The sequence below is a fragment of the Pseudomonas sp. P9_31 genome (assembly GCF_034008235.1).
Taxonomy (GTDB): domain Bacteria; phylum Pseudomonadota; class Gammaproteobacteria; order Pseudomonadales; family Pseudomonadaceae; genus Aquipseudomonas.
Map to the genome: position 1 here is coordinate 6,009,701 of NZ_CP125375.1, position 21,213 is coordinate 6,030,913.

The 21,213-nt window shown below is 59.9% G+C and carries 20 protein-coding genes and 1 pseudogene; 17 read left to right on the forward strand and 4 right to left on the reverse strand.

Annotation, left to right across the window (positions count from 1 at the left end; genetic code table 11):
- Positions 1-11: 11 nt before the first annotated feature.
- From tauB to tauD, 3 genes are all read left to right on the forward strand, one after another.
- Positions 12-806: a taurine ABC transporter ATP-binding subunit gene (tauB, locus tag QMK51_RS27110; RefSeq protein WP_320392576.1), complete on the forward strand. Its 795-nt coding sequence runs from the start codon at positions 12-14 to the stop codon at positions 804-806.
- Positions 803-1,651 (forward strand): taurine ABC transporter permease TauC, encoded by an 849-nt coding sequence (gene tauC / locus QMK51_RS27115; RefSeq protein ID WP_258698058.1) that lies wholly within the window; start codon positions 803-805, stop codon positions 1,649-1,651. Before tauB ends, tauC begins: the two co-directional genes overlap by 4 nt.
- Before the next feature lie 144 nt (positions 1,652-1,795).
- Positions 1,796-2,638 (forward strand): taurine dioxygenase, encoded by an 843-nt coding sequence (tauD, locus tag QMK51_RS27120; protein ID WP_320392577.1) that lies wholly within the window; start codon positions 1,796-1,798, stop codon positions 2,636-2,638.
- A 123-nt stretch (positions 2,639-2,761) separates the two neighbouring features.
- Here the strand turns inward: tauD and mgrA are convergent, their stop codons facing one another.
- Together mgrA and QMK51_RS27130 are read right to left on the reverse strand one after the other, a co-directional pair.
- A complete protein-coding gene (gene mgrA, locus QMK51_RS27125; protein ID WP_320392578.1) occupies positions 2,762-3,799 on the reverse strand; it encodes an L-glyceraldehyde 3-phosphate reductase in 1,038 nt (345 codons plus the stop codon).
- Positions 3,800-3,964: 165 nt separating this feature from the next.
- Positions 3,965-4,141: pseudogene (locus tag QMK51_RS27130) on the reverse strand (type II toxin-antitoxin system HicB family antitoxin); the annotation flags it as partial.
- 17 nt (positions 4,142-4,158) lie between these two features.
- Between QMK51_RS27130 and QMK51_RS27135 the strand changes: the two are divergent.
- Positions 4,159-4,311, forward strand: coding sequence for a hypothetical protein (locus tag QMK51_RS27135; RefSeq protein ID WP_320392579.1), 153 nt, complete (start codon positions 4,159-4,161; stop codon positions 4,309-4,311).
- A gap of 27 nt (positions 4,312-4,338) precedes the next feature.
- Here the strand turns inward: QMK51_RS27135 and betT are convergent, their stop codons facing one another.
- Both betT and epsC read right to left on the reverse strand, forming a co-directional pair.
- Entirely contained in the window at positions 4,339-6,294 is a 1,956-nt protein-coding gene (gene betT / locus QMK51_RS27140) for a choline transporter BetT (RefSeq protein ID WP_320394570.1), read from the reverse strand.
- Between the two features lie 424 nt (positions 6,295-6,718).
- Positions 6,719-7,645, reverse strand: a complete 927-nt coding sequence (epsC, locus tag QMK51_RS27145) for a serine O-acetyltransferase EpsC (protein WP_320392580.1) — start codon at positions 7,643-7,645, stop codon at positions 6,719-6,721.
- A gap of 191 nt (positions 7,646-7,836) precedes the next feature.
- Here epsC and QMK51_RS27150 point away from each other — a divergent pair, with 191 nt between their 5' ends.
- The 13 genes from QMK51_RS27150 to QMK51_RS27210 all read left to right on the forward strand — a co-directional run bounded on the left by QMK51_RS27150 (position 7,837) and on the right by QMK51_RS27210 (position 21,199).
- Positions 7,837-8,829: a D-cysteine desulfhydrase gene (locus QMK51_RS27150; RefSeq protein WP_320392581.1), complete on the forward strand. Its 993-nt coding sequence runs from the start codon at positions 7,837-7,839 to the stop codon at positions 8,827-8,829.
- Between the two features lie 314 nt (positions 8,830-9,143).
- Complete coding sequence (gene tcyJ / locus QMK51_RS27155) at positions 9,144-9,938, forward strand: cystine ABC transporter substrate-binding protein (RefSeq protein WP_258698064.1); 795 nt, start codon at positions 9,144-9,146, stop codon at positions 9,936-9,938.
- A complete protein-coding gene (gene tcyL, locus QMK51_RS27160; RefSeq protein WP_258698065.1) occupies positions 9,938-10,603 on the forward strand; it encodes a cystine ABC transporter permease in 666 nt (221 codons plus the stop codon). Before tcyJ ends, tcyL begins: the two co-directional genes overlap by 1 nt.
- Positions 10,604-10,607: 4 nt before the next feature.
- Positions 10,608-11,357 (forward strand): L-cystine ABC transporter ATP-binding protein TcyN, encoded by a 750-nt coding sequence (gene tcyN / locus QMK51_RS27165; protein ID WP_258698066.1) that lies wholly within the window; start codon positions 10,608-10,610, stop codon positions 11,355-11,357.
- Positions 11,358-11,851: 494 nt separating this feature from the next.
- Entirely contained in the window at positions 11,852-12,616 is a 765-nt protein-coding gene (locus QMK51_RS27170; protein WP_320392582.1) for a hypothetical protein, read from the forward strand.
- Between the two features lie 290 nt (positions 12,617-12,906).
- A complete protein-coding gene (locus QMK51_RS27175) occupies positions 12,907-14,148 on the forward strand; it encodes an SfnB family sulfur acquisition oxidoreductase (protein WP_320392583.1) in 1,242 nt (413 codons plus the stop codon).
- Positions 14,149-14,186: 38 nt separating this feature from the next.
- Entirely contained in the window at positions 14,187-15,380 is a 1,194-nt protein-coding gene (locus QMK51_RS27180) for an SfnB family sulfur acquisition oxidoreductase (protein ID WP_320392584.1), read from the forward strand.
- The gene (locus QMK51_RS27185) at positions 15,381-16,733 is read left to right on the forward strand and encodes an LLM class flavin-dependent oxidoreductase (protein ID WP_320392585.1); all 1,353 of its coding nucleotides are present in this window, start codon (positions 15,381-15,383) and stop codon (positions 16,731-16,733) included.
- A 174-nt stretch (positions 16,734-16,907) separates the two neighbouring features.
- The gene (locus tag QMK51_RS27190) at positions 16,908-17,717 is read left to right on the forward strand and encodes a MetQ/NlpA family ABC transporter substrate-binding protein (protein ID WP_320392586.1); all 810 of its coding nucleotides are present in this window, start codon (positions 16,908-16,910) and stop codon (positions 17,715-17,717) included.
- 2 nt (positions 17,718-17,719) lie between these two features.
- A complete protein-coding gene (locus QMK51_RS27195) occupies positions 17,720-18,841 on the forward strand; it encodes a methionine ABC transporter ATP-binding protein (protein WP_320392587.1) in 1,122 nt (373 codons plus the stop codon).
- Positions 18,831-19,475 carry a methionine ABC transporter permease gene (locus tag QMK51_RS27200; RefSeq protein WP_320392588.1) on the forward strand — a complete coding sequence of 215 codons (645 nt, stop codon included), beginning with the start codon at positions 18,831-18,833 and terminating at the stop codon, positions 19,473-19,475. The genes QMK51_RS27195 and QMK51_RS27200 overlap by 11 nt, the downstream gene beginning before the upstream one ends.
- A 547-nt stretch (positions 19,476-20,022) precedes the next feature.
- The gene (locus QMK51_RS27205; protein ID WP_320392589.1) at positions 20,023-20,373 is read left to right on the forward strand and encodes a DUF6124 family protein; all 351 of its coding nucleotides are present in this window, start codon (positions 20,023-20,025) and stop codon (positions 20,371-20,373) included.
- A 196-nt stretch (positions 20,374-20,569) separates the two neighbouring features.
- Entirely contained in the window at positions 20,570-21,199 is a 630-nt protein-coding gene (locus QMK51_RS27210; protein ID WP_320392590.1) for a class I SAM-dependent methyltransferase, read from the forward strand.
- Positions 21,200-21,213: the final 14 nt, after the last annotated feature.

Here is a 21,213-nt window from a genome sequence, read left to right on the forward strand (position 1 = left end):
AGTTAACCGCGATGGCTTTGCTACAGCTGGAGCGCATCAGCGCACAGTACCCAGGCGCAGCGGAACCGGTGCTGGCGGATATTTCCCTGAGCCTTGGGCCCCAGCAGTTGCTGGTCGCCCTCGGCCCGTCCGGCAGTGGCAAGACCTCGCTGTTGAACCTGATTGCCGGTTTCGTCGAGCCCAGCGCCGGGCGCATCACCCTTGACGGCGTGCCGGTCAAAGGCCCGAGCGCCGAGCGCGGCGTGGTGTTCCAGGACGACGCTCTGCTGCCCTGGCAGGACGTGCTGGCCAACGTCGGTTTCGGTCTGGAACTGGCCGGCACTCCGCGGGAAAAACGTGAACAGCGCGCCCGGGAAATGCTCGCGCTGGTGGACCTCTCCGGTTTCGAGAATCGCCGAATCTGGCAGCTCTCGGGCGGGCAGAAGCAACGCGTCGGCCTTGCTCGCGCCCTCGCCGCCAACCCGCGCGTGCTGCTGATGGACGAACCCTTCGGTGCCCTCGACGCCTTCACCCGTGAACAGATGCAGGAGCTGTTGCTGCAAGTCTGGCAGCGCACCGCCAAACCGGTGTTCCTGATTACCCACGATATTGAAGAAGCGGTGTTCCTCGCCACCGACCTGATTCTGTTGGCGCCCAACCCCGGGCAAATCGTCGAGCGTCTGAGCCTGGATTTCGGTCAGCGTTACGCTACCGGCGAATCGGCGCGGGCGATCAAATCCGACCCGCGCTTTATCGAAACCCGCGAACACGTGCTCGCCAAAGTGTTCTCCCAACGCAGTGCCGTCCAGCGGCAGGAGCGCGCATGAGCACTTATGAAGTTCCCGCCGCCACGGTGAAACCAGGCTCAAAGGTGAAGAGCTCGGCGGTAATTGCGCTGCGTCGCAGTTTGAACACGCGCTGGATCAGCGTACTGACGTTGGTCGCCCTCGTTACCATTTGGTGGGCAGTCACGGCCACAGGTTTGATCGAACCGCTGTTCCTGCCGCCGCCGTCCGCCGTGCTGCAAAAAGGCTGGCTACTGATAACCACCGGCTACATGGATTCGACCTTGTGGCAGCACTTGGGCGCGAGCCTCAGCCGTATCGGCCTGGGCCTGGGCTTTGCGGTGCTGACCGCCGTGCCGGTCGGCATTGCCATCGGCCACAACCGCATCGCTCGCGGCATTCTCGATCCGCTGATCGAGTTCTATCGCCCGATTCCGCCCTTGGCTTATCTGCCGCTGATCGTGATCTGGTGCGGCATCGGTGAGCTGTCGAAAGTCTTGTTGATCTACCTGGCGATATTCGCGCCGATCGCGATTGCCACCGCCACTGGCGTGCGCACCGTCGACCCGGCCAAATTGCGCGCCGCGCAGTCGCTGGGCGCGACTCGGGCACAGTTGATTCGCCATGTGATTCTGCCCAGTGCCCTGCCGGACATTTTGACCGGCGTGCGCATTGGTCTGGGTGTGGGTTGGTCGACGCTGGTGGCTGCCGAGTTGATCGCCGCCACCAGCGGTTTGGGGTTCATGGTGCAGTCGGCCGCGCAGTTCCTGGTCACCGATGTGGTGGTGCTGGGGATTCTGGTGATCGCGCTGATCGCCTTCGCCATGGAAATGGGCCTGCGCGCGCTGCAACGCAAACTGGTGCCATGGCACGGCCAGGCTCACTGAATACTCATCATGTGAAAAGCCCTGTGGGAGCGAGCCTGCTCGCGATGGCGGTGTATCCGCCATAGCCATGTCGCCTGACACTCCGCTATCGCGAGCAGGCTCGCTCCCACAAAAGCTCAACACCCAGGATTGAAGAGAACCACCATGAGTAACCTGACGATCGTCCCTTTAAGCTGCGCCCTCGGCGCGCACATCAGCGGCGTCGATATCAGCCAGCCGCTGAACCTGGAACAACGCGACGCCATCGAGCAGGCACTGCTCCAGTACCAGGTGCTGTTCTTTCGTAACCAACTGATCGAGCCGCAACAGCAGGCGCGCTTCGCCGCCTATTTCGGCGACCTGCATATTCATCCGATCTACCCGAACGTGCCGGAACAACCGGAAGTGCTGATCCTCGACACCGCCGTCACCGACGTGCGGGACAATGCGATCTGGCACACCGACGTGACCTTCCTGCCGACCCCGGCGATGGGCGCAGTGCTCAGTGCCAAGTTGCTGCCGGCATTTGGCGGCGACACGCTGTGGGCCAGCGGTATGGCGGCGTATGACGCGCTATCGGCACCCATGAAAACCTTGCTCGAAGGGCTGACCGCCACTCACGACTTCACCCGTTCGTTTCCGCTGGAGCGCTATGGCAACACGCCGGAGGCGTTGGCCCAGTGGGAGGAAGCCCGGCGCAAGAACCCGCCGTTATCGCACCCGGTGATTCGCACGCACCCGGTAAGCGGGCGCCGGTCGCTGTTCGTCAATGAAGGGTTCACGTCGAAGATCAATGAGCTGTCGGAGACGGAAAGCGAGGCGGTTCTGAGGTTTTTGTTCGCCCACACCACTCGGCCTGAATTCACTATTCGCTGGCGCTGGCAGAAAGACGACATCGCGTTTTGGGACAACCGCGTGACCCAGCATTACGCGGTGGATGATTACCGCCCGGCTCGGCGGGTGATGCAGCGGGCGACGGTGTTGGGGGATGTGCCGTTTTTTCGCTGATCCGATCGTTCCCACGCTCCGCGTGGGAATGCCTCAACGGACGCTCTGCGTTCGGCTCTGGATGGGACGCGGAGCGTCCCGGGCTGCATTCCCACGCGGAGCGTGGGAACGATCAGTACGGAGTTACTCAGCCGTCGAAGGCTTCTCCCAAAGATTGATCCCACCCTCTTGGGCAAACCGATCAATCTCCGCCAACTCTTCCACGCTAAAACTCAGGTTCTTCAACGCCCCGACGTTTTCGATAATCTGCTCCGGCCGGCTCGCGCCGATCAGCGCCGAGGTCACTCGCGGATCGCGCAGGGTCCAGGCCAGCGCCAGTTGCGCCAGGCTCTGACCGCGGCGTTTGGCGATTTCATTAAGCGCGCGCACATGGGCGATGTTGGCTTCGGACAGGTGCGACGCCTGCAACGAACCACCGCCCGGACGATTGACCCGCGCGTCCGCTGGCACGCCATTGAGGTACTTGTCGGTCAACAGCCCCTGAGCCAAGGGCGTGAAGGCGATCACGCCGGTGCCGAGTTCATCGGTGGTGTCCAGCAGGTCTTTTTCCACCCAGCGATTGAGCAGGTTGTAGGCCGGTTGGTGGATCAACAGCGGGACTTTCCACTCTTTCAGCAACCCGGCGATTTCACGGGTTTTCACCCCGGAATAGGACGAGATACCGATATACAGCGCCTTACCCTGCTGCACGGCAGTGGCCAGTGCGCTGGCGGTTTCTTCCAGCGGCGTGTCCGGGTCGAAGCGGTGGGAATAGAAGATGTCTACGTAGTCGAGGCCCAGGCGTTGCAGGCTCTGATCGAGGCTGGCCAGCACGTATTTGCGCGAACCACCGCCCTGACCGTAAGGACCGGCCCACATATCCCAACCGGCCTTGCTGGAGATGATCAACTCATCGCGGTACTGCTTGAAGTCTTCACGCAACAAACGACCGAAGTTGATCTCGGCGCTGCCATACGGCGGGCCGTAGTTGTTGGCCAGGTCGAAATGGTTGATGCCCAGATCGAATGCCGTGCGCAGCAACGAGCGCTGGGTATCGATCGGCGTGCTGTCGCCGAAGTTGTGCCACAAGCCCAGGGACAGCGCCGGCAGCACCAACCCGCTGCGGCCTACACGGCGGTAAGGGATGGAATCGTAGCGGTTTTCGGCTGCGGTGTAGGTCATCGAATCCTCTCTTGTCTGTCTTGAATGTGGTATCGACTGCCTTGCAAGTTGCCCAGCATACGCCCGGACAAACGCCGATAAACCTCGGACTCGAGAAAATGCTGAAACGTTTAACAGATTATTAAATCTGACCCACCGCATAGAACCGATACCTACTCCCAACGTTTACGCCGACAACTCACGCAACGCGGCAGCCGCCAAAAAACCAGATCTTGAGCTGTATCGCTGATCTCGTCTGACCGTCTGGTCGATACGCTCAAGCAATTGCTCAGGGAGCGTGGCATTGAAGCGCACCGACTTGCCGAAGTACGGCGTGATATCGAAGTCGCCCCCCCCACACACTGGCCTACAGCTTTGTCGTGCTATGGCTGGCGTTGACCTTGATCAACGGCGCGGTCGGCATGGTCAACGCCGGCCAGCCGTTGAGCACGGAACTGGTGGTGGGTAGCGCGGTGTTCGGCGTGCCGGTGGCGGCGCTGGTGTTGTTCATGGTGTTGAGCCCTGACGCCTGACAAGACGTCAGCGCCAACCCTCCTCCATCAACGCACCAGATGCAAAAACTGCATGTGCCGTTCGTACTGGTCGAGGATGTCGTTGATGACCTGCTCCTTGGTGTAGCCCACCAGATCGTAATCCTGACTGCCCTCTCTCAAATGCACTTCGGCGCGGTGGTAACGGCGATTGTTGAGTTGCTTGGAACCCATGCCGCCACGGGCGAAGGACGGCGTGAAGTAACCGCGCATCTGCACTTGATAGATGAACGGATGCAGTTCGCCGTGACCGATCTCCAGGCTGACGTTGTCATTGGCCGGATCAGGCTTGGCGACCACGTGCAGACCCTTCTCGACGAATACTGCGGTCACGTCCTCAATGGCCGGGCGCACCGTGCTATCGAGGAAGCGATAGACCTCATCACGAGACGGGAAATGCACCGCCTGACTCAAACGTTGCCGCCAACCGCCGCGCCGTGATCCGGACACCGGCGCAAGGGAATGCAGTTGCGCGATCTGCTTCTGCGACTCCAGATAAAACGCCTTGTGCAGCCCCCACATCATCAGCAGCAAAATCATCGAAAACGGCAACGACGTCAGTACCACCGCTGACTTCAAGGCATCGATGCTGCCGGAGAACAACAGCGCGCTGGTCACCAGTGCCGTCATCGCGCCCCAGAACACCCGCAGCCATTTCGGTCCGTCTTCATCCGGGTTGCCACCCTTGGCAGACAAGGTCGACAGCACCACGGTGCCGGAGTCGGCGGAGGTCACGAAGAATACGAAGCTGATGAACACCGTGACCGCGATCACGGTTTTGCTCCATGGGTAGGTTTCCAGTAGCAGGTACAGGGTCATCGATGGGTTGTCGATGGCCGACATGCCGAGCGCGCTCATGCCGTGGTTGAGGACTTGGTCGATGGCGCTGTTGCCAAAGATCGACATCCACGCCAGGGTGAAACCGAGCGGGATCAGCAGCACGCCGAAGACGAATTCGCGAATGGTCCGGCCACGGGAAATCCGCGCGATGAACAGGCCCACGAACGGCGACCATGCAATCCACCAGGCCCAATAGAACACCGTCCAGCCGCCCAGCCAGTCGCTGGGTTTATCGTAGGCGTAGAGATCGAAACTCTTCATCGGCAAGGCGCCGAGGTAGTCGCCAAGGTTCTGGATCAGCGTATTGAGCAAGTGCTGGGTGGGGCCGGCGAACAACACGAACAGCAGCAGCGCACAGGCCAGCAGCATGTTGATGTCGGACATCACTCGCACGCCTTTATCGACCCCGGACACCGCCACAATGATCGCCGCGCCCATCATCAGCGTGATCAGGCCGACCTGAATCCACTGGGTATGGGCGATGCCGAACAGGTAGTCCAGGCCGGAGTTGAGGTGCAATACGCCAAAACCCATATCGGCGCCGAGGCCGAATACCGTGGCGATGATGCCGAAACCATCCACGGCGTAACCGATGGGGCCGTTGATGCGCTTGCCGATCAGCGGGTACAGCGCCGAACGCAGGGCCAGCGGCAGGTTATGCCGATAGGCGAAATAGGCCAGCGCCATGCCGACGAACGCGAACACGCCCCAGCCGTGCAGGCCCCAGTGCAAAAACAGAATCTGCATCGCCTGACGCGCCGCATCCGCCGTGCCGGCCTCGCCTTGCGGCGGTTGCGCCAGGTGCGTCAGCGGTTCGGACACGCAAAAGAAAAACAGCGTGATGCTGATCCCGGCGGCGAACAGCATGCCGGCCCAGGACAGGTAGCTGAATTCGGGCTCGTCGTGGTCGGCACCGAGCTTGATCTTGCCGTAGCCAGACAAGGCGGTGACCACCACGAAGACCAGATACAGCGTCATCGCGAGCATGTAGTACCAGCCGACCGTGTTGGCCGCCCAGTTTTGCGCTTGCAACAGCCAGGCACCGGCCTGCTCGGGCATCGCCATGACGACAACGGCGAACAACAGAATGAAAGTCGCCGCGAAATAAAAAACCGGCGGATTCATGCGGACCTGGCCGCTTGCGGGGGTGGACGATGCACTCATGAACGATGCATCTCGAGGGGGGAAAACGTGGCTGTAAAAATCGGACTCGGCAAAGGCAAGCCTCCTGTTGTGAGCGGGCAGCAAACCGGTGGTTTAACTTGAATGAGCGTTCAAGTTAAACATGGATAGGGGGCTAAGGACTAATCGCAGGGTTCGGCGGTGCGTTTTGTACGCTAGCTCAAGGGAGGGTATGACGCGGGGTTTGCGGGATTCGTTCGGCGGGAAATTTGCTAAATGCCATTATTTCGGCCTGATCTGAAATCATCGCGGGCAAGCCCGCTCCCACAGGTTTTGGGTTGTTCACGGAATTACCGTTCGACACAAAACCTGTGGGAGCGTGGCTTGCCCGCGATGGCGTCAGAAAGACCACTGGAAATTTTTGACCCTACTTCTGCGTCCCATCATCATGCTGCAGATTCGCCTGGGTCAGGTTGCACCCGGCCGGCACGCTACGGGTCAGCCAGACGTTGCCACCAATCGTCGAACCCTTGCCGATGGTGATGCGCCCCAGAATCGTCGCGCCGGCATAGATCACCACGTCGTCCTCGACGATCGGATGCCGCGGATGGCCCTTCTGCAGCTGGCCATCTTCGTCCGACGGGAAGCGCTTGGCACCCAGGGTCACTGCCTGATAAATCCGCACGCGCTCGCCAATGATCGCGGTCTCGCCGATCACCACGCCGGTCCCGTGATCGATGAAGAAACTGCGACCGATCTGCGCCCCCGGATGGATGTCGATGCCGGTGGCCGAGTGGGCGATTTCCGCGCTGATCCGCGCCAGCAGCGGCAGCCCGGCGCGATACAAGTGATGGGCCAGGCGATGGTGAATCACCGCCAGAATCCCCGGGTAGCAGAGCAACACTTCATCGACACTGCGGGCCGCCGGATCGCCGTGATAGGCCGCCAGCACATCGGTGTCCAGCAGAGTGCGCAGCCCCGGCAAAGCGAGGGCGAAATCCTGAATGATCTGAATGGTCTTGGCCTCGACTTCAGTGTCGGCCTGGGCACTGTGGCGCGCGGCATAACGCAGTTCGAGCCGCGCCTGAGCGAGCAACGCGTTCAGTGCCACGTCGAGCGTGTGGCCAACGTAGAAGTCTTCACTCTCCTCACGCAAATCCACCGGGCCCAATCGCATCGGGAACAGCGCACCGCACAAGGCTTCGAGAATGTCCGCCATGGCCGCTCGGGACGGCAGCTCGCGACCGCCCTGCTCGCCGCTGGCGCGGCCGTTTTGTGCACGCCACTGGTCGCGCGCCGTACGCAGTTGGCTAACGATGGTCTGCAATTGCCAATGGCTGGAACGCTCACTCACGGTAAAAACTCCTCATGGGCGGCCGGACTGTCTGGCCGCGTCAACGGCGATTACTTTACGGCAACGGCTTGCAAGCGAATTAAGAACCAATAGTGCTGTGGTCAACACTTTTGGCTATAAGCGATTGGCAGTTGCCCCGCTAAAATACCCGCGCCTATAGTCCGGACATCTTCCTCCGCCAGTACGGACCCATGATCAAACATCAGCTTGCCCGTTTTAACCGCCTCGATCTGCTCGGCCGCCCTACCCCCCTGGAAAAACTCGAGCGCCTGTCGACCTGGTTGGGCCGCGATGTGTATGTCAAACGCGATGACCTGACGCCATTGGCACTGGGTGGCAACAAGCTGCGCAAACTCGAATACCTGGCCGCCGATGCCCTGGCCCAGGGTGCCGATACATTGATCACTGCTGGCGCGATCCAGTCCAACCACGTGCGCCAGACCGCCGCCATTGCAGCCAAGCTTGGCCTGGGCTGCGTGGCGCTGCTGGAAAACCCTCTCGGCACCGACGACAGCAACTATGTCGGCAACGGCAATCGGCTGTTGCTGGACCTGTTCGATGCCAAGGTCGAGTTGGTGGAAAACCTCGACAATGCTGACGAGCAATTGCAAGCATTGGCCGCACGTCTGCGCAGCAACGGTAAAAAGCCGTATCTGGTGCCGATTGGTGGCTCCAATGCAGTGGGCGCTTTGGGTTATGTCCGTGCAGGCCTGGAACTGGCCGAACAGATCAAGGACACCGGGCTGCAATTCGCCGCGGTGGTCCTGGCGTCCGGCAGTGCCGGTACCCACAGCGGCCTGGCGCTGGCATTGAGCGAAGTACTGCCGGATTTGCCAGTCATCGGGGTGACCGTTTCCCGAAGCGATGAAGCTCAACGACCGAATGTCCAGGGCCTCGCCGAGCACACCGCAGAGCTGTTGGGCGTGAGCCTGCCGGCGAGTTTCAAAATTGAACTGTGGGACGAGTATTTCGGCCCGAGTTACGGCGAGCCGAATGCCGGGACACTGGCGGCGGTGAAGCTGTTGGCGAGTCAGGAAGGGTTGTTGCTGGATCCGGTGTATACCGGCAAGGCCATGGCCGGTTTGCTCGACGGTATCGGTCGCCAGCGCTTCGATGACGGCCCGATCATCTTCCTGCACACCGGCGGGGCACCGACGTTGTTTGCCTACACAAGCTTTTTGTAAGCATCAAAGATCAAAAGATCGCAGCCTGCGGCAGCTCCTACAGGGATCGGCGTTAACCCGAAATTCGCGGCGTGCATGATCCTTGGAGCTGCCGCAGGCTGCGATCTTTTCGAAGGCGCCACATATTTCAAAAAAGAATAACAAACATAATATTCAGTATTTTCAAATCTAAAGGTCACATCATATAGTCACGCCGCAGGCGAATTTGCAGCGAGACGCATAGGCTGCTTTAGGGCAGGATAATGCAGTCGTTCAAATCCCGAATTTGCCAACTTTCCTTAAGCGTCTTTCATAAGAAAACACAGGGGCTTGTCATGAATTTTTCCGCACTACGTCGAAATCTGCTGGTAGGTTCGCTGGGCCTGGCACTCGGCGCCGGCCTGTTGGGGCAAGCGGTTGCCGGTGAGCAACTGCAAAAAATCAAGGACGCGGGCGTGATCAACGTCGGTCTGGAAGGCACTTATCCACCGTTCAGTTTCGTCGATGCCGACGGCAAACTGACCGGTTTCGAAGTGGAGCTGTCCGAGGCGCTGGCCAAAGAGCTGGGCGTGAAGGTCAAGCTGCAGCCGACCAAATGGGACGGCCTCCTCGCGGCCCTGGAATCCAAGCGTCTGGACGCGGTGGTCAACCAGGTCACCATCTCCGAAGAGCGCAAGAAGAAGTATGACTTCTCCGAGCCCTACACCATCTCCGGCATTCAGGCCCTGACGCTGAAAAAGAACGAAGGCACCATCAAGACCGTCGCCGATCTGGCTGGCAAAAAAGTCGGTGTGGGCCTGGGCACCAACTACGAACAATGGCTCAAGGACAACGTCCCGAAAGCCATCATCAAGACCTACGACGATGATCCGACCAAGTATCAGGACCTGCGCGTAGGCCGCATCGACGCGATTCTGGTGGATCGTCTGGCGGCCCTGGAACTGACCGCCAAAGCCAAGGACACCGCCGTTGCCGGCGAACCGTTCTCCCGTCAGGAATCCGGTATTGCCTTGCGCAAAGGCGAGCCTGAACTGCTGGCAGCGGTGAACAAAGCGCTCGAGAAACTGCGCGCCGACGGCACCCTGGCCAAGATCTCGCAGAAATACTTCAACGCTGACGTCACTAAATAATGGAAGCAGCTTTCCAACTCGTACTGGAGTCCGTGCCCTTCCTGCTGAAGGGCGTGTACTTTACGGTCATCCTCAGCCTGGGCGGCATGTTCTTCGGCTTGCTGCTGGGCTTCGGCCTGGCGTTGATGCGCCTGTCGCGCCTCAAACTGGTGAGCTGGCTGGCCCGCATCTACGTGTCGTTCTTTCGCGGCACGCCGTTGCTGGTGCAGCTGTTCATGATCTATTTCGGCTTGCCGCAATTAGGTCTCGAACTGGATCCGATACCGGCAGCCCTGATCGGCCTCTCGCTGAACATGGCCGCTTATGCCTGTGAAACCCTCCGTTCCGCGATCAGTTCGATTGAACGCGGCCAGTGGGAAGCCGCTGCCAGTATCGGCATGACCCGCGCGCAAACCTTGCGCCGGGCCATTCTGCCGCAAGCGATGCGCACGGCCCTGCCACCGTTGGGCAACAGCTTCATCTCGCTGGTCAAGGACACTGCGCTGGCGGCCACCATTCAGGTGCCGGAGCTGTTCCGCCAGGCGCAGCTGATCACCGCCCGTACCTTCGAAATTTTCACCATGTATCTTGCCGCCGCGGTGATCTACTGGATTCTGGCAACGGTGCTGTCGCACTTCCAGAACCAGTTGGAAGCGCGGGTCAATCGGCACGACCAGGAGTCCTGACCCAATGATTGTCGTGGAAAAACTGACAAAGCAGTTCAAGGGTCAAGTGGTGCTCAACGGCATTGATCTGCAGGTGAAGGAAGGCGAGGTGGTGGCGATCATCGGCCCCAGCGGCTCGGGCAAGACCACCTTCCTGCGGTGCCTGAATTTTCTGGAAGAACCCACCAGCGGCCGGATCAAGGTCGGCGACATCGAGATCGATGGCAGCCGCCCCCTGAACCAGCAGCAGAGCCTGGTACGGCGCTTGCGCCAGCACGTGGGTTTCGTGTTCCAGAACTTCAACCTGTTCCCCCATCGCACCGCCCTGGAAAACGTCATTGAAGGTCCGTTGGTGGTGAAAAAAATCCCGCGCGCCGAAGCCGTTGCCCTGGGTAAAAAGCTGTTGGCCAAGGTCGGCCTGGCCGGCAAGGAAGACGCTTACCCGCGACGCCTCTCCGGCGGTCAGCAACAGCGTGTGGCGATTGCCCGGGCGCTGGCGATGGAACCGGAAGTGATCCTGTTCGATGAACCGACCTCGGCCCTGGACCCGGAACTGGTGGGTGAAGTGCTGGCGACCATCCGCGGCCTGGCCGAGGAGAAACGCACCATGGTGATCGTTACTCACGAAATGGGCTTTGCCCGGGACGTGGCCAACCGGGTGGTGTTTTTCGACAAGGGTGTGATTGTCGAACAGGGCGAAGCCAAGGCGCTGTTTGCCCATCCGAAAGAAGAACGGACCCAGCAGTTTCTCAGCAAGTTTCTTAATAACGCTTAGTGCTGTCCCACTCTAGAGTTGTCAACTTCCATGGACGGAAGTGACATTGACTCCACTCTGAGAGCAGCCGCCAACGATTACTTGATTCGCCCCAATCATAGATAACTTCCCGCCATCCCATGCGGTACATATATATGTCCTGCAACAGATTCACATCGCCTAAAATTCATAAACCCCCTCGCTATCCATCGTCAACGGTTTGCTGCCTCTCAGGCGTAAAACCCATCAAAAACCATACTAAATTCGACGGAGCAATGTGGTTTATTAACTACACTGCGTAGGAGATTTCTGAATAACTCAAGAACCAACCTTTAACCAATCAACTCTCTTGACACCCATTCGAACGCACTCTTATCTAGTCTCCAACAGGCGTCAGCTATCGCCCGATCATTATTAAAACGCACAAATAGTGCATTGTTTTGTTGCCTGGTAATTCACGCCTTTCGAACTTTCAGAAACGGACTTCACGGCAAGGCTTCAAGGAGAGAAACCCCATGACAAGTACTTCGAACAAACCCGAACTTGCGACCCCGACCCTGGCGCAAAGCCACAAGGCCGGCATCAACATCACCTCGGCCGCTCATCTTATGATCGACGTGCCGCCCTACCCCGGCATGGACGAAGGCGACCTGATCGAGCTGTTCTGGAACGACTGCTACGTGGCCTCCAGCGTGCTGGGTGCCAACCATGACGGCAAAGCGGTGAGCCTGCGAGTGCCGGAGAGCTTCATTGCCAATGGTTCTGCGCGCATCCATTACAAGGTCATGCAGGTCGGGCAAGGGCCTGCGGTATCGCCGGCGGCGCGCGTCCAGATCAAACTGGATTGCCCGGGCGGCCTGCCCTCGCCCCGTTGCGAAGAGGAAAACCAGAGCCTGGCGCCCGTGTTCATCCCCGAAACCATTCGCCGTCAGGGGGTCAATCCAAACCAGGTCAAGCGTGGCGTGCCGTTGACCATCGAACCGTACCTGAACATGGCCACCGACGACGAAATCACCCTGCGCTGGGGCGATGTACGCATGGACCTGCCCAAACTCAAGGCGTGCGATGTGGGTCAGCCGATTCAGGTCTGGGTGCCGCCGGCGATCATTCTCGAAGCCGGCGAGGACCTTCGACTGGAAGTGACCTACTGCATCCTCGACCGGGTAGGTAACAACTCGCGCTGGGCACCGGCACGCACACTGAAGATCGGCTGTGCCAATCCCTACCTGAAAGTGCCGCCGAAAGAAGCGCTCAGAGCCGCTGAGCCCCGCAAGAAGTGAAAGAGTTTGCTGTAGACACCGACCTCTGTGGGAAAGGGCTTTTGTGGTGAGGGGGCTTACCCCCGTCGCCACAGGGTTCAGAGCAGACCTTCTATACATATTCCTAAAAGTTAGTTTATTAATTATTTACTAGTGTTTAGGGTATATACACCGGACCACCGGACATTCGTGTTTTTCGTTCGCCGCAACGTTTGCGGCGCTTCCATGAGATGTGAGGTAGGTATGGTCCGGAACACAATCACCCCAGTGCAAATCGCCAGGGCATTGCGTGCAGCCAAGGAGCGGCACTGATGTCCAGTCTGGCAGATGCAATCGTCCAGAGTGACCTGGACATCGCCCCCTTGTTGTTGCCCGCGCAGGTCTTGCGCAACGACGCACAAGCCATCAAGGCTGCCCATGAGCTGGCGCACATCGCCCGCCTGCAAGCCGCCAAACGTGACCAGCAGCGCAAGTTGCCCTGGTCGGAAATCGAACAGTTCACCCGCAGCGGCCTGGGCAGCATTGCCATTCCGCGTGAGTACGGTGGCCCGCAGGTTTCATTCATCACCTTAGCCTCAGTCTTCGCGATCATTTCCGCGGCCGACCCGGCCTTGGGGCAGATCCCGCAGAACCAGTTCGGGATTCTCAACCTGATACTCGGCAGCGCCACCGAGTCGCAGAAAAAACAGCTGTTCAAAAGTGTGCTCGAAGGCTGGCGAATTGGTAACGCGGGACCAGAACGCGGGACCAAAAACACCCTGGAGCTCAAGGCGCGGATCACCGCCGACGGCGATGGCTTCGTCATCAACGGGCAGAAGTTCTATTCCACCGGCGCCCTGTTCGCCCACTGGGTGGCCGTCAAGGCGCTGAACGACGACGGTAAGCAAGTATTGGCCTTTGTCCGCCGTGGCACCCCAGGCCTGCGCATCGTTGATGACTGGTCGGGTTTCGGCCAGCGCACCACCGCCAGCGGCACCCTTTTGCTCAATAACGTGCGGGTCGACGCCGAGCTGGTGGTGGACAACTGGAAGATCAACGACAGCCCGAATATCCAGGGCGCCGTGTCGCAACTGATTCAAGCGGCCATCGACGCTGGCATCGCCCGGGGCGCCATCGATGACGCTATCGAGTTCGTGCAAAAACGCGCCCGGCCATGGATCGACGCCAAGGTCGAACGGGCCAGCGACGACCTTTATGTAATCGCCGACATCGGCAAGTTGAAAATTGAACTGCACGCCGCCGAAGCGCTGCTGCGCAAGGCCGGGCAAGTGCTGGATCAGGTCAACGCCGCGCCGCTCACCGCCGAGTCCGCGGCACGCGCCTCGATTGCCGTGGCGGAAGCCAAAGTGCTGACCACCGAAATCTCGCTGCTGGCCAGCGAAAAACTCTTCGAACTGGCCGGCAGCCGCGCGACCCTCGCCGAATTCAATCTTGATCGCCACTGGCGCAACGCCCGGGTGCACACGCTGCACGACCCGGTGCGCTGGAAGTATCACGCCGTCGGCGCTTACCACCTCAACGGCACTCTGCCGGCTCGCCATTCCTGGATCTGACGACCAGAACCTTTTTGACCAGATCTCTGGAGAAACACATGACTCTTTCTCACCACGTCGCGGTCATCACCAGCGATGAGCAAGCCCTGATCGTCGCCAGTGACCTGGCCGACGATTTCAAACGCGACAGCGCCCTGCGCGACCGCGAACGCCGTTTGCCGCTCCCGGAACTGGAAGTGTTTTCCCGTTCGGGTCTTTGGGGCATCAGCGTGCCAAAAGAGTACGGCGGCGCCGGAGTTTCCAACGTCACCCTGGCCAAGGTGATCGCGTTGATCGCCCAGGCCGACGGCTCCCTCGGACAGATTCCACAGAACCATTTCTACGCCCTCGAAGTGCTGCGCGTTAACGGCACTGACGAGCAGAAAAAACGCCTCTATGCAGAAGTGTTAGCCGGTCAGCGCTTTGGCAATGCACTCGCGGAGCTGGGCACCAAAACCGCCCATGACCGCGTCACCAGCCTGACCCGCGATGGAGACGGCTACCGCATCAACGGCCGCAAGTTCTACGCCACTGGCGCGATTTACGCCCAGCGCATCCCCACGTCAGTGGTGGACGAAAACGGTGTGCAGCAACTGGCGTTCGTCCCGCGCAACAGCAAAGGCCTGACGGTCATCGACGACTGGAGCGGCTTCGGCCAGCGCACCACCGGCAGCGGTTCGGTGGTGTTCGAGGATGTCTACGTCGCCGCCCAGGACGTAATCCCGTTTCAAAGCGCGTTCGAGCGCCCGACCACCGTCGGCCCGTTGGCGCAGATTCTCCACGCCGCCATCGACACCGGCATCGCCCGCGCCGCTTATGAGGATGCGCTGCATTTCGTGCGGACCAAAACCCGGCCGTGGATCGACGCCACTCATGAAAAAGCCACCGAAGACCCGCTGACCATCAAGAGTTTCGGCCACCTGGCTATTCGCCTGCACGCCACCGAAGCCCTGCTGGAACGCTCTGGAGAAATCCTCGACCAGGCCCAGGCCGACACCACTGCCGAGACCGTCGCCGCCGCGTCGATCGCCGTCGCCGAAGCCCGGGCCATCAGCACCGAAATTTCCCTCGCCGCCGGCAGCACACTGTTCGAACTGGCCGGCAGCCAGGCGACCCTGGCCGAACACGGCCTGGATCGCCACTGGCGCAACGCCCGGGTGCACACCCTGCACGACCCGGTGCGCTGGAAGTATCACGCGGTGGGCAATTACTACCTCAATGATGAAAACCCGCCGCTGCGGGGGACGATCTAAATGCCCAAAAAGAAAATCCTGCTCAACGCGTTCAACATGAACTGCATCGGGCACATCAACCATGGCCTGTGGACCCATCCACGGGACACGTCGACCCAGTACAAGACCATCGAATACTGGACCGAACTGGCGCAGTTGCTCGAGCGCGGGCTGTTCGATGGCCTGTTCATCGCCGACATCGTCGGCGTGTACGACGTCTACCAGAACTCGGTGGAGGTGCCGCTCAAAGAGTCGATCCAGTTGCCGGTCAACGACCCGCTGCTGCTGGTCTCGGCCATGGCCGCCGTCACCAAAAACCTCGGCTTCGGCCTGACCGCCAACCTGACCTACGAACCGCCGTATCTGTTCGCCCGGCGCCTGTCGACGCTTGATCATTTGAGCCGTGGGCGGGTCGGCTGGAACATCGTCACCGGTTATCTGGACAGTGCCGCCAAAGCCATGGGCCTGAGCGCGCAAGTCGAGCACGACCGTCGTTACGACCAGGCCGATGAATACCTGCAAGTGCTCTACAAACTCTGGGAAGGCAGCTGGGAAAACGGCGCGGTGCTCAATGACCGCGAACAGCGGATCTACGCCTTGCCTGCGAAAGTGCATAAGGTCGAGCACAAGGGCGAGTTCTATCAGGTCGAGGGTTATCACCTCTGCGAGCCATCGCCGCAACGCACGCCGGTGCTGTTCCAGGCCGGCAGTTCCGATCGCGGTTTGCTGTTCGCCGGTCGGCATGCCGAGTGCGTGTTCATCAGCGGCCAGAACAAACCGGCGACCAAAGTTCAGGTGGACAAGGTTCGCGCCAGCGCCGTCGAGGCCGGGCGCAATCCCTGGGACATCAAGGTGTTCATGGGATTGAACGTGATCGTCGGTGAGACAGAAGAGCTGGCCTGGGCCAAGCACGCCGAGTACCTGAGCTACGCCAGCGCCGAGGCCGGTGTGGCGCACTTTTCGGCGTCGACCGGGATCGATTTTTCCGAGTACGAAGTCGACGAACCGATCCAGTACGTGAAGAACAACGCCATCCAGTCCGCCACCAAGAACCTGCAAAACAACGATTGGACCCGCCGCAAATTGCTGGAACAACACGCCCTCGGTGGCCGCTACATCACCGTGGTCGGCTCGCCGCAGCAGGTGGCCGACGAACTCGAATCCTGGATCGCCGAAACCGGTCTCGACGGCTTCAACCTGACACGGATCGTCACCCCGGAAAGCTATGTGGATTTCATCGAACTGGTGATTCCGGAGTTGCAGCGCAGAGGGTCGTACAAGACTGCTTACGACGATGGCAGCCTGCGGGAAAAGCTGTTTCACGAAGGGGCGCATTTGCCTGAGCAACATACCGGCTCTCACTACCGACACTGATCTGTGGCGAGGGAGCTTGCTCCCGCTCGACTGCGCAGCAGTCGCAAAACCTGCTGGCGAGTTTCAACTGACCGACCTCCTTGAATGGTTTTGGGGCCGCTTCGCAGCCAGCGGGAGCAAGCTCCCTCGCCACAAAGGTGTGCATAAATTTAATCATTGACTGGAAGACATCTCATGACCAAAAAACTGTTCAACCACCCAGTCAAAGCACTGGCCCTGGCCCTCGGCCTCTTCAGCTCCATCACCTTCGCCGCCGACGCACCACTGAAAATCGGCACCACCGCCGCCTTCGCCATTCCTCTGGAAGCAGCCGTAGAGGAGGCAAAAAAACAGGGCCTGAAAGTCGAACTGGTGGAGTTCAGCGACTGGATCGCCCCCAACGTCAGCCTCGCCGCCGGCGACATCGATGTGAACTATTTCCAGCACATCCCGTTCCTGGAAAACGCCAAGACCGCCGCCGGTTTTGACCTGGTGCCGTTCGCCCCGGGCATCATCAACAACGTCGGCCTCTACTCGAAAAAATACAAAAGCTTCGCCGAGTTGCCCGAGGGCGCCAGCGTGGCCATCGCCAACGACCCGATCAACAGCGGTCGTGGCCTGCAATTGCTGGCCAAGGCCGGGCTGATCACCCTCAAACCGGGCGTCGGTTACAAGGCCACCGAAGAAGACATCATCGCCAACCCGAAGAAAATCAAAATCCTTCAGGTCGAAGCCGTGCAACTGGTACGCGCCTACGACGACGCCGATCTGGTCCAGGGTTACCCGGCCTATATTCGTCTGGCGAAGACCTTCGATGCCGGCTCCGCCCTGTTGTTCGACGGTCTCGATCACAAGGAATACGTGATCCAGTTCGTGATCCAGCCAAAAAGCAAAACCGACCCGCGGCTGATCAAATTCATCGACATTTATCAGCACTCGCCTGCCGTTCGCGCGGCACTGGATAAGACCCACGGCAAGCTCTATCAAGCCGGTTGGGAAAGCTGAACATGACGGCCGCTACCCGACTGCGACTGGAGATTCCAGAGCCTCATAAAGCTGAACAGACCGAACTGCATCCGGAGTTCAACCGCGCTCATGTGCGCTTCATCGGCCTGGGCAAAACCTACAACGGCCAGCAAGGTCCGGTGGCGGCCTTGCACGGCATCGACCTGGCGATCCAGCGCGGCGAAGTGTTCGGCATCATCGGTCGCAGCGGTGCCGGCAAGTCGTCGCTGATCCGCACCATTAACCGCCTCGAACAACCGAGCAGCGGTCGGGTGCTGATCGATCAGGTGGACATCGGTGAGTTCGATGAAGACCGGTTGGTGGCGTTGCGCCGACGGATCGGCATGATCTTCCAGCACTTCAACCTGATGTCGGCCAAGACGGTTTGGCAGAACGTCGAATTGCCGCTGAAAGTCGCCGGTGTGCCCAAGGAGCAGCGCGAGCGCAAAGTCCGCGAACTGCTGGAACTGGTCGGCCTGAAAGAGAAACACAAAGCCTACCCGGCGCAGCTTTCCGGCGGGCAGAAACAGCGCGTCGGCATCGCCCGCGCACTGGTACATGACCCGCAGATTCTGCTGTGTGACGAAGCCACTTCGGCGCTGGACCCGGAGACCACCCAATCGATCCTCGGCCTGCTGCGCGAGATCAATCAGCGCCTGGGCCTGACCATCGTGCTGATCACTCACGAGATGGCGGTGATCCGCGATATCTGTGATCGGGTCGTGGTGCTGGAACACGGGCGAATCGTCGAGCAAGGGCCGGTCTGGGAAGTCTTCGGCAACCCGCAGCATGAAGTGAGCAAGACCTTGCTCGCACCGCTGCAACACGGCCTGCCGGAAGAACTGCAAAGCCGCTTGCGTCCACAGCCGCAGTCTTCGGACGCCGCCGTGGTGCTGCGATTGCAATTCAACGGCAGCGCCAACGACGAACCAGACCTGGCGGCGCTGTTCAGCGCCCTCGGGGGTCGCGTGCGTTTGCTGCAAGGGGGTGTGGAACGGATTCAGGGGCACGCCTTGGGGCAATTGCTGCTGGCGGTGACCGGGTCGTCCCTCGGTGCCGAGGAATTGCGTCAGCGCGCCGGCAACTGGGCGCAACAGGTAGAGGTGCTGGGTTATGTGGTTTGATCGGTTGCTACAAGGCTTCATCGACACCTTTCTGATGGTCGGCGTGTCGTCGTTAATTGCGCTGCTGGCGGGCATTCCGCTGGCGGTGATTCTGGTCACCAGCACCAAGGGCGGGATCTACGAAGCACCAGCGCTGAACCGCGCACTGGGCGTGTTCGTGAACCTGTTCCGCTCGATTCCGTTTCTGATTTTGATGGTGGCGTTGATTCCGTTCACCCGGCTGATCGTCGGCACCACGTATGGCGTTTGGGCAGCCGTGGTACCGCTGACCATTGCGGCCACGCCGTTCTTTGCGCGTATTGCCGAGGTCAGTTTGCGGGAAGTCGACCATGGGTTAATTGAAGCGGCGCAGGCGATGGGCTGCCGGCGCTGGCATATCGTCTGGCATGTGCTGCTGCCTGAAGCGCTGCCGGGGATTGTCGGTGGTTTCACGATTACGTTGGTGACGATGATCAACTCATCGGCCATGGCTGGAGCGATTGGGGCCGGTGGGTTGGGGGACATTGCTTACCGGTATGGGTATCAGCGGTTTGATAGCCAGATCATGTTGACGGTGATTGTGTTGCTGGTGGTGTTGGTGGCGGTGATTCAGTTGGGTGGGGATCGGTTGGCGCGGGGTCTCAACAAGCGCTGAGAGCGGTGCGGTTGAAGGGCCTTTGTGGCGAGGGAGCTTGCTCCCGCTCGATTGCGCAGCAATCGCAAAACCATTCGATGAGGTTTATCTGACACTCCTCGTTGAATGGTTTTTGGGTCTGCTGCGCAGCCCAGCGGGAGCAAGCTCCCTCGCCACAGAAAAGCTCTCTCACCAGAAGTATTGTCTCTAGCTTCCGGGGAACATTTCGCACAGGAAAATCAGAGTGCCAGCAGGCCCGATCCCTTTCATTTGCAGGACATTTCCTAGATCATTCCGCTCGCTTGCGCCTGCCAAATTCCGTGGCTAGTCTCGGTCCGTCACTGCTCATCAGTGATCGGGTTTAGTAGCCCGGATCAATAGGCGCATAGCAATTCCATGCTCATGTTTGGCAATGTTTGCCGCATGCAGAATATGGTGGCTGTGCGTGGGGCATCTTCGGGTGCACCGGTTTTCCTATTGACCGGCCTACTAACCTGCGTACAGCCACCACCCAATCGTTTAGTAGGCGATAAGTGATGGCTCCCATGTAGCAATAGGAGCAATACCCATGGAAAATTCTGTTCCCGACCCGCCCCCCGAAACATCCTCAAACAAAGCCGACGACCTGCTCAAGGACCGGTCCGCACTTTACCGTGCGATCGATTTCCACCTCACTGGCAAGCAGCCTTCGGCCCCCGACGAACTGCGCTTCTACAACGTCAGCAAAGACGTGAGCTTCGAAGACGCCCAGCTCTATGTAGCGGATCTGCTGCGCTGCGCCTCGGTCACGGCGTATCAGTGTGGCGATCAACTCAAGGGGGCTGACCGTGCCATGGTGTTCTCCGTCTGGCATTTGCTGGAGATTGCCAAGGCGATGGTGGATCGGTCCATTGAATGTCTGGGGATGAAGCAGGGTTGAGTCTGGATTTAGTCATTGGTTGTCAGTGATACCGCCATCGCGAGCAGGCTCGCTCCCACAATGGATCGTGTCGAACACAGGTTGTGTGTTCACAGCAGATCAACTGTGGGAGCGAGCCTGCTCGCGAATGGCTGCGCAGCAGCCCCCGGCGTCATGGCGTATATTCGGCGAATCCCAATTGCCTGTGCAGCCAACCATGAAACAGACTCCCGACGACCTGGAGCAGATCACCTCCACCACCCTGGGCCATTACAACTCAGTGGCCGAAGACTTCCGTGAAGGCACTCGCGCTCACGATGTCAGCCAGAACATCGATGCCCTGCTACGGCATATTCAGGGTGAGGCGCCCTTCAGCATTCTCGACTTTGGCTGTGGGCCGGGGCGTGATTTGCAAACGTTCACGCGCATGGGCCACATCGCCGTCGGGCTCGACGGTTCGGAAAAGCTTGCGCAGATGGCCCGGGAGGACAGCGGTTGCGAGGTCTGGCAGCAGGACTTCCTGAAGCTCGATCTGCCGGCCGAGCGGTTTGACGGAATATTTGCCAATGCGGTGCTGTTCCACATCCCGAGTCAGGAATTGCCTCGGGTGTTGAAGCAGCTGCGCGAGGCGTTGAAGCCGGGCGGTGTGTTGTTCAGTTCCAATCCCCGTGGTGAGAATCAGGAAGGCTGGAACGGACCGCGTTATGGGGCGTATTACGATCTTCAGGCGTGGCAGGAAATGCTGACCAAGGCGGGGTTTGTGGAGCTTGAGCATTATTACCGGCCGGCGGGGCTGCCGCGGGAGCAGCAGCCTTGGTTGGCCAGCGTTTGGCGTCGAGTCGACTGATCGTTCCCATGCTC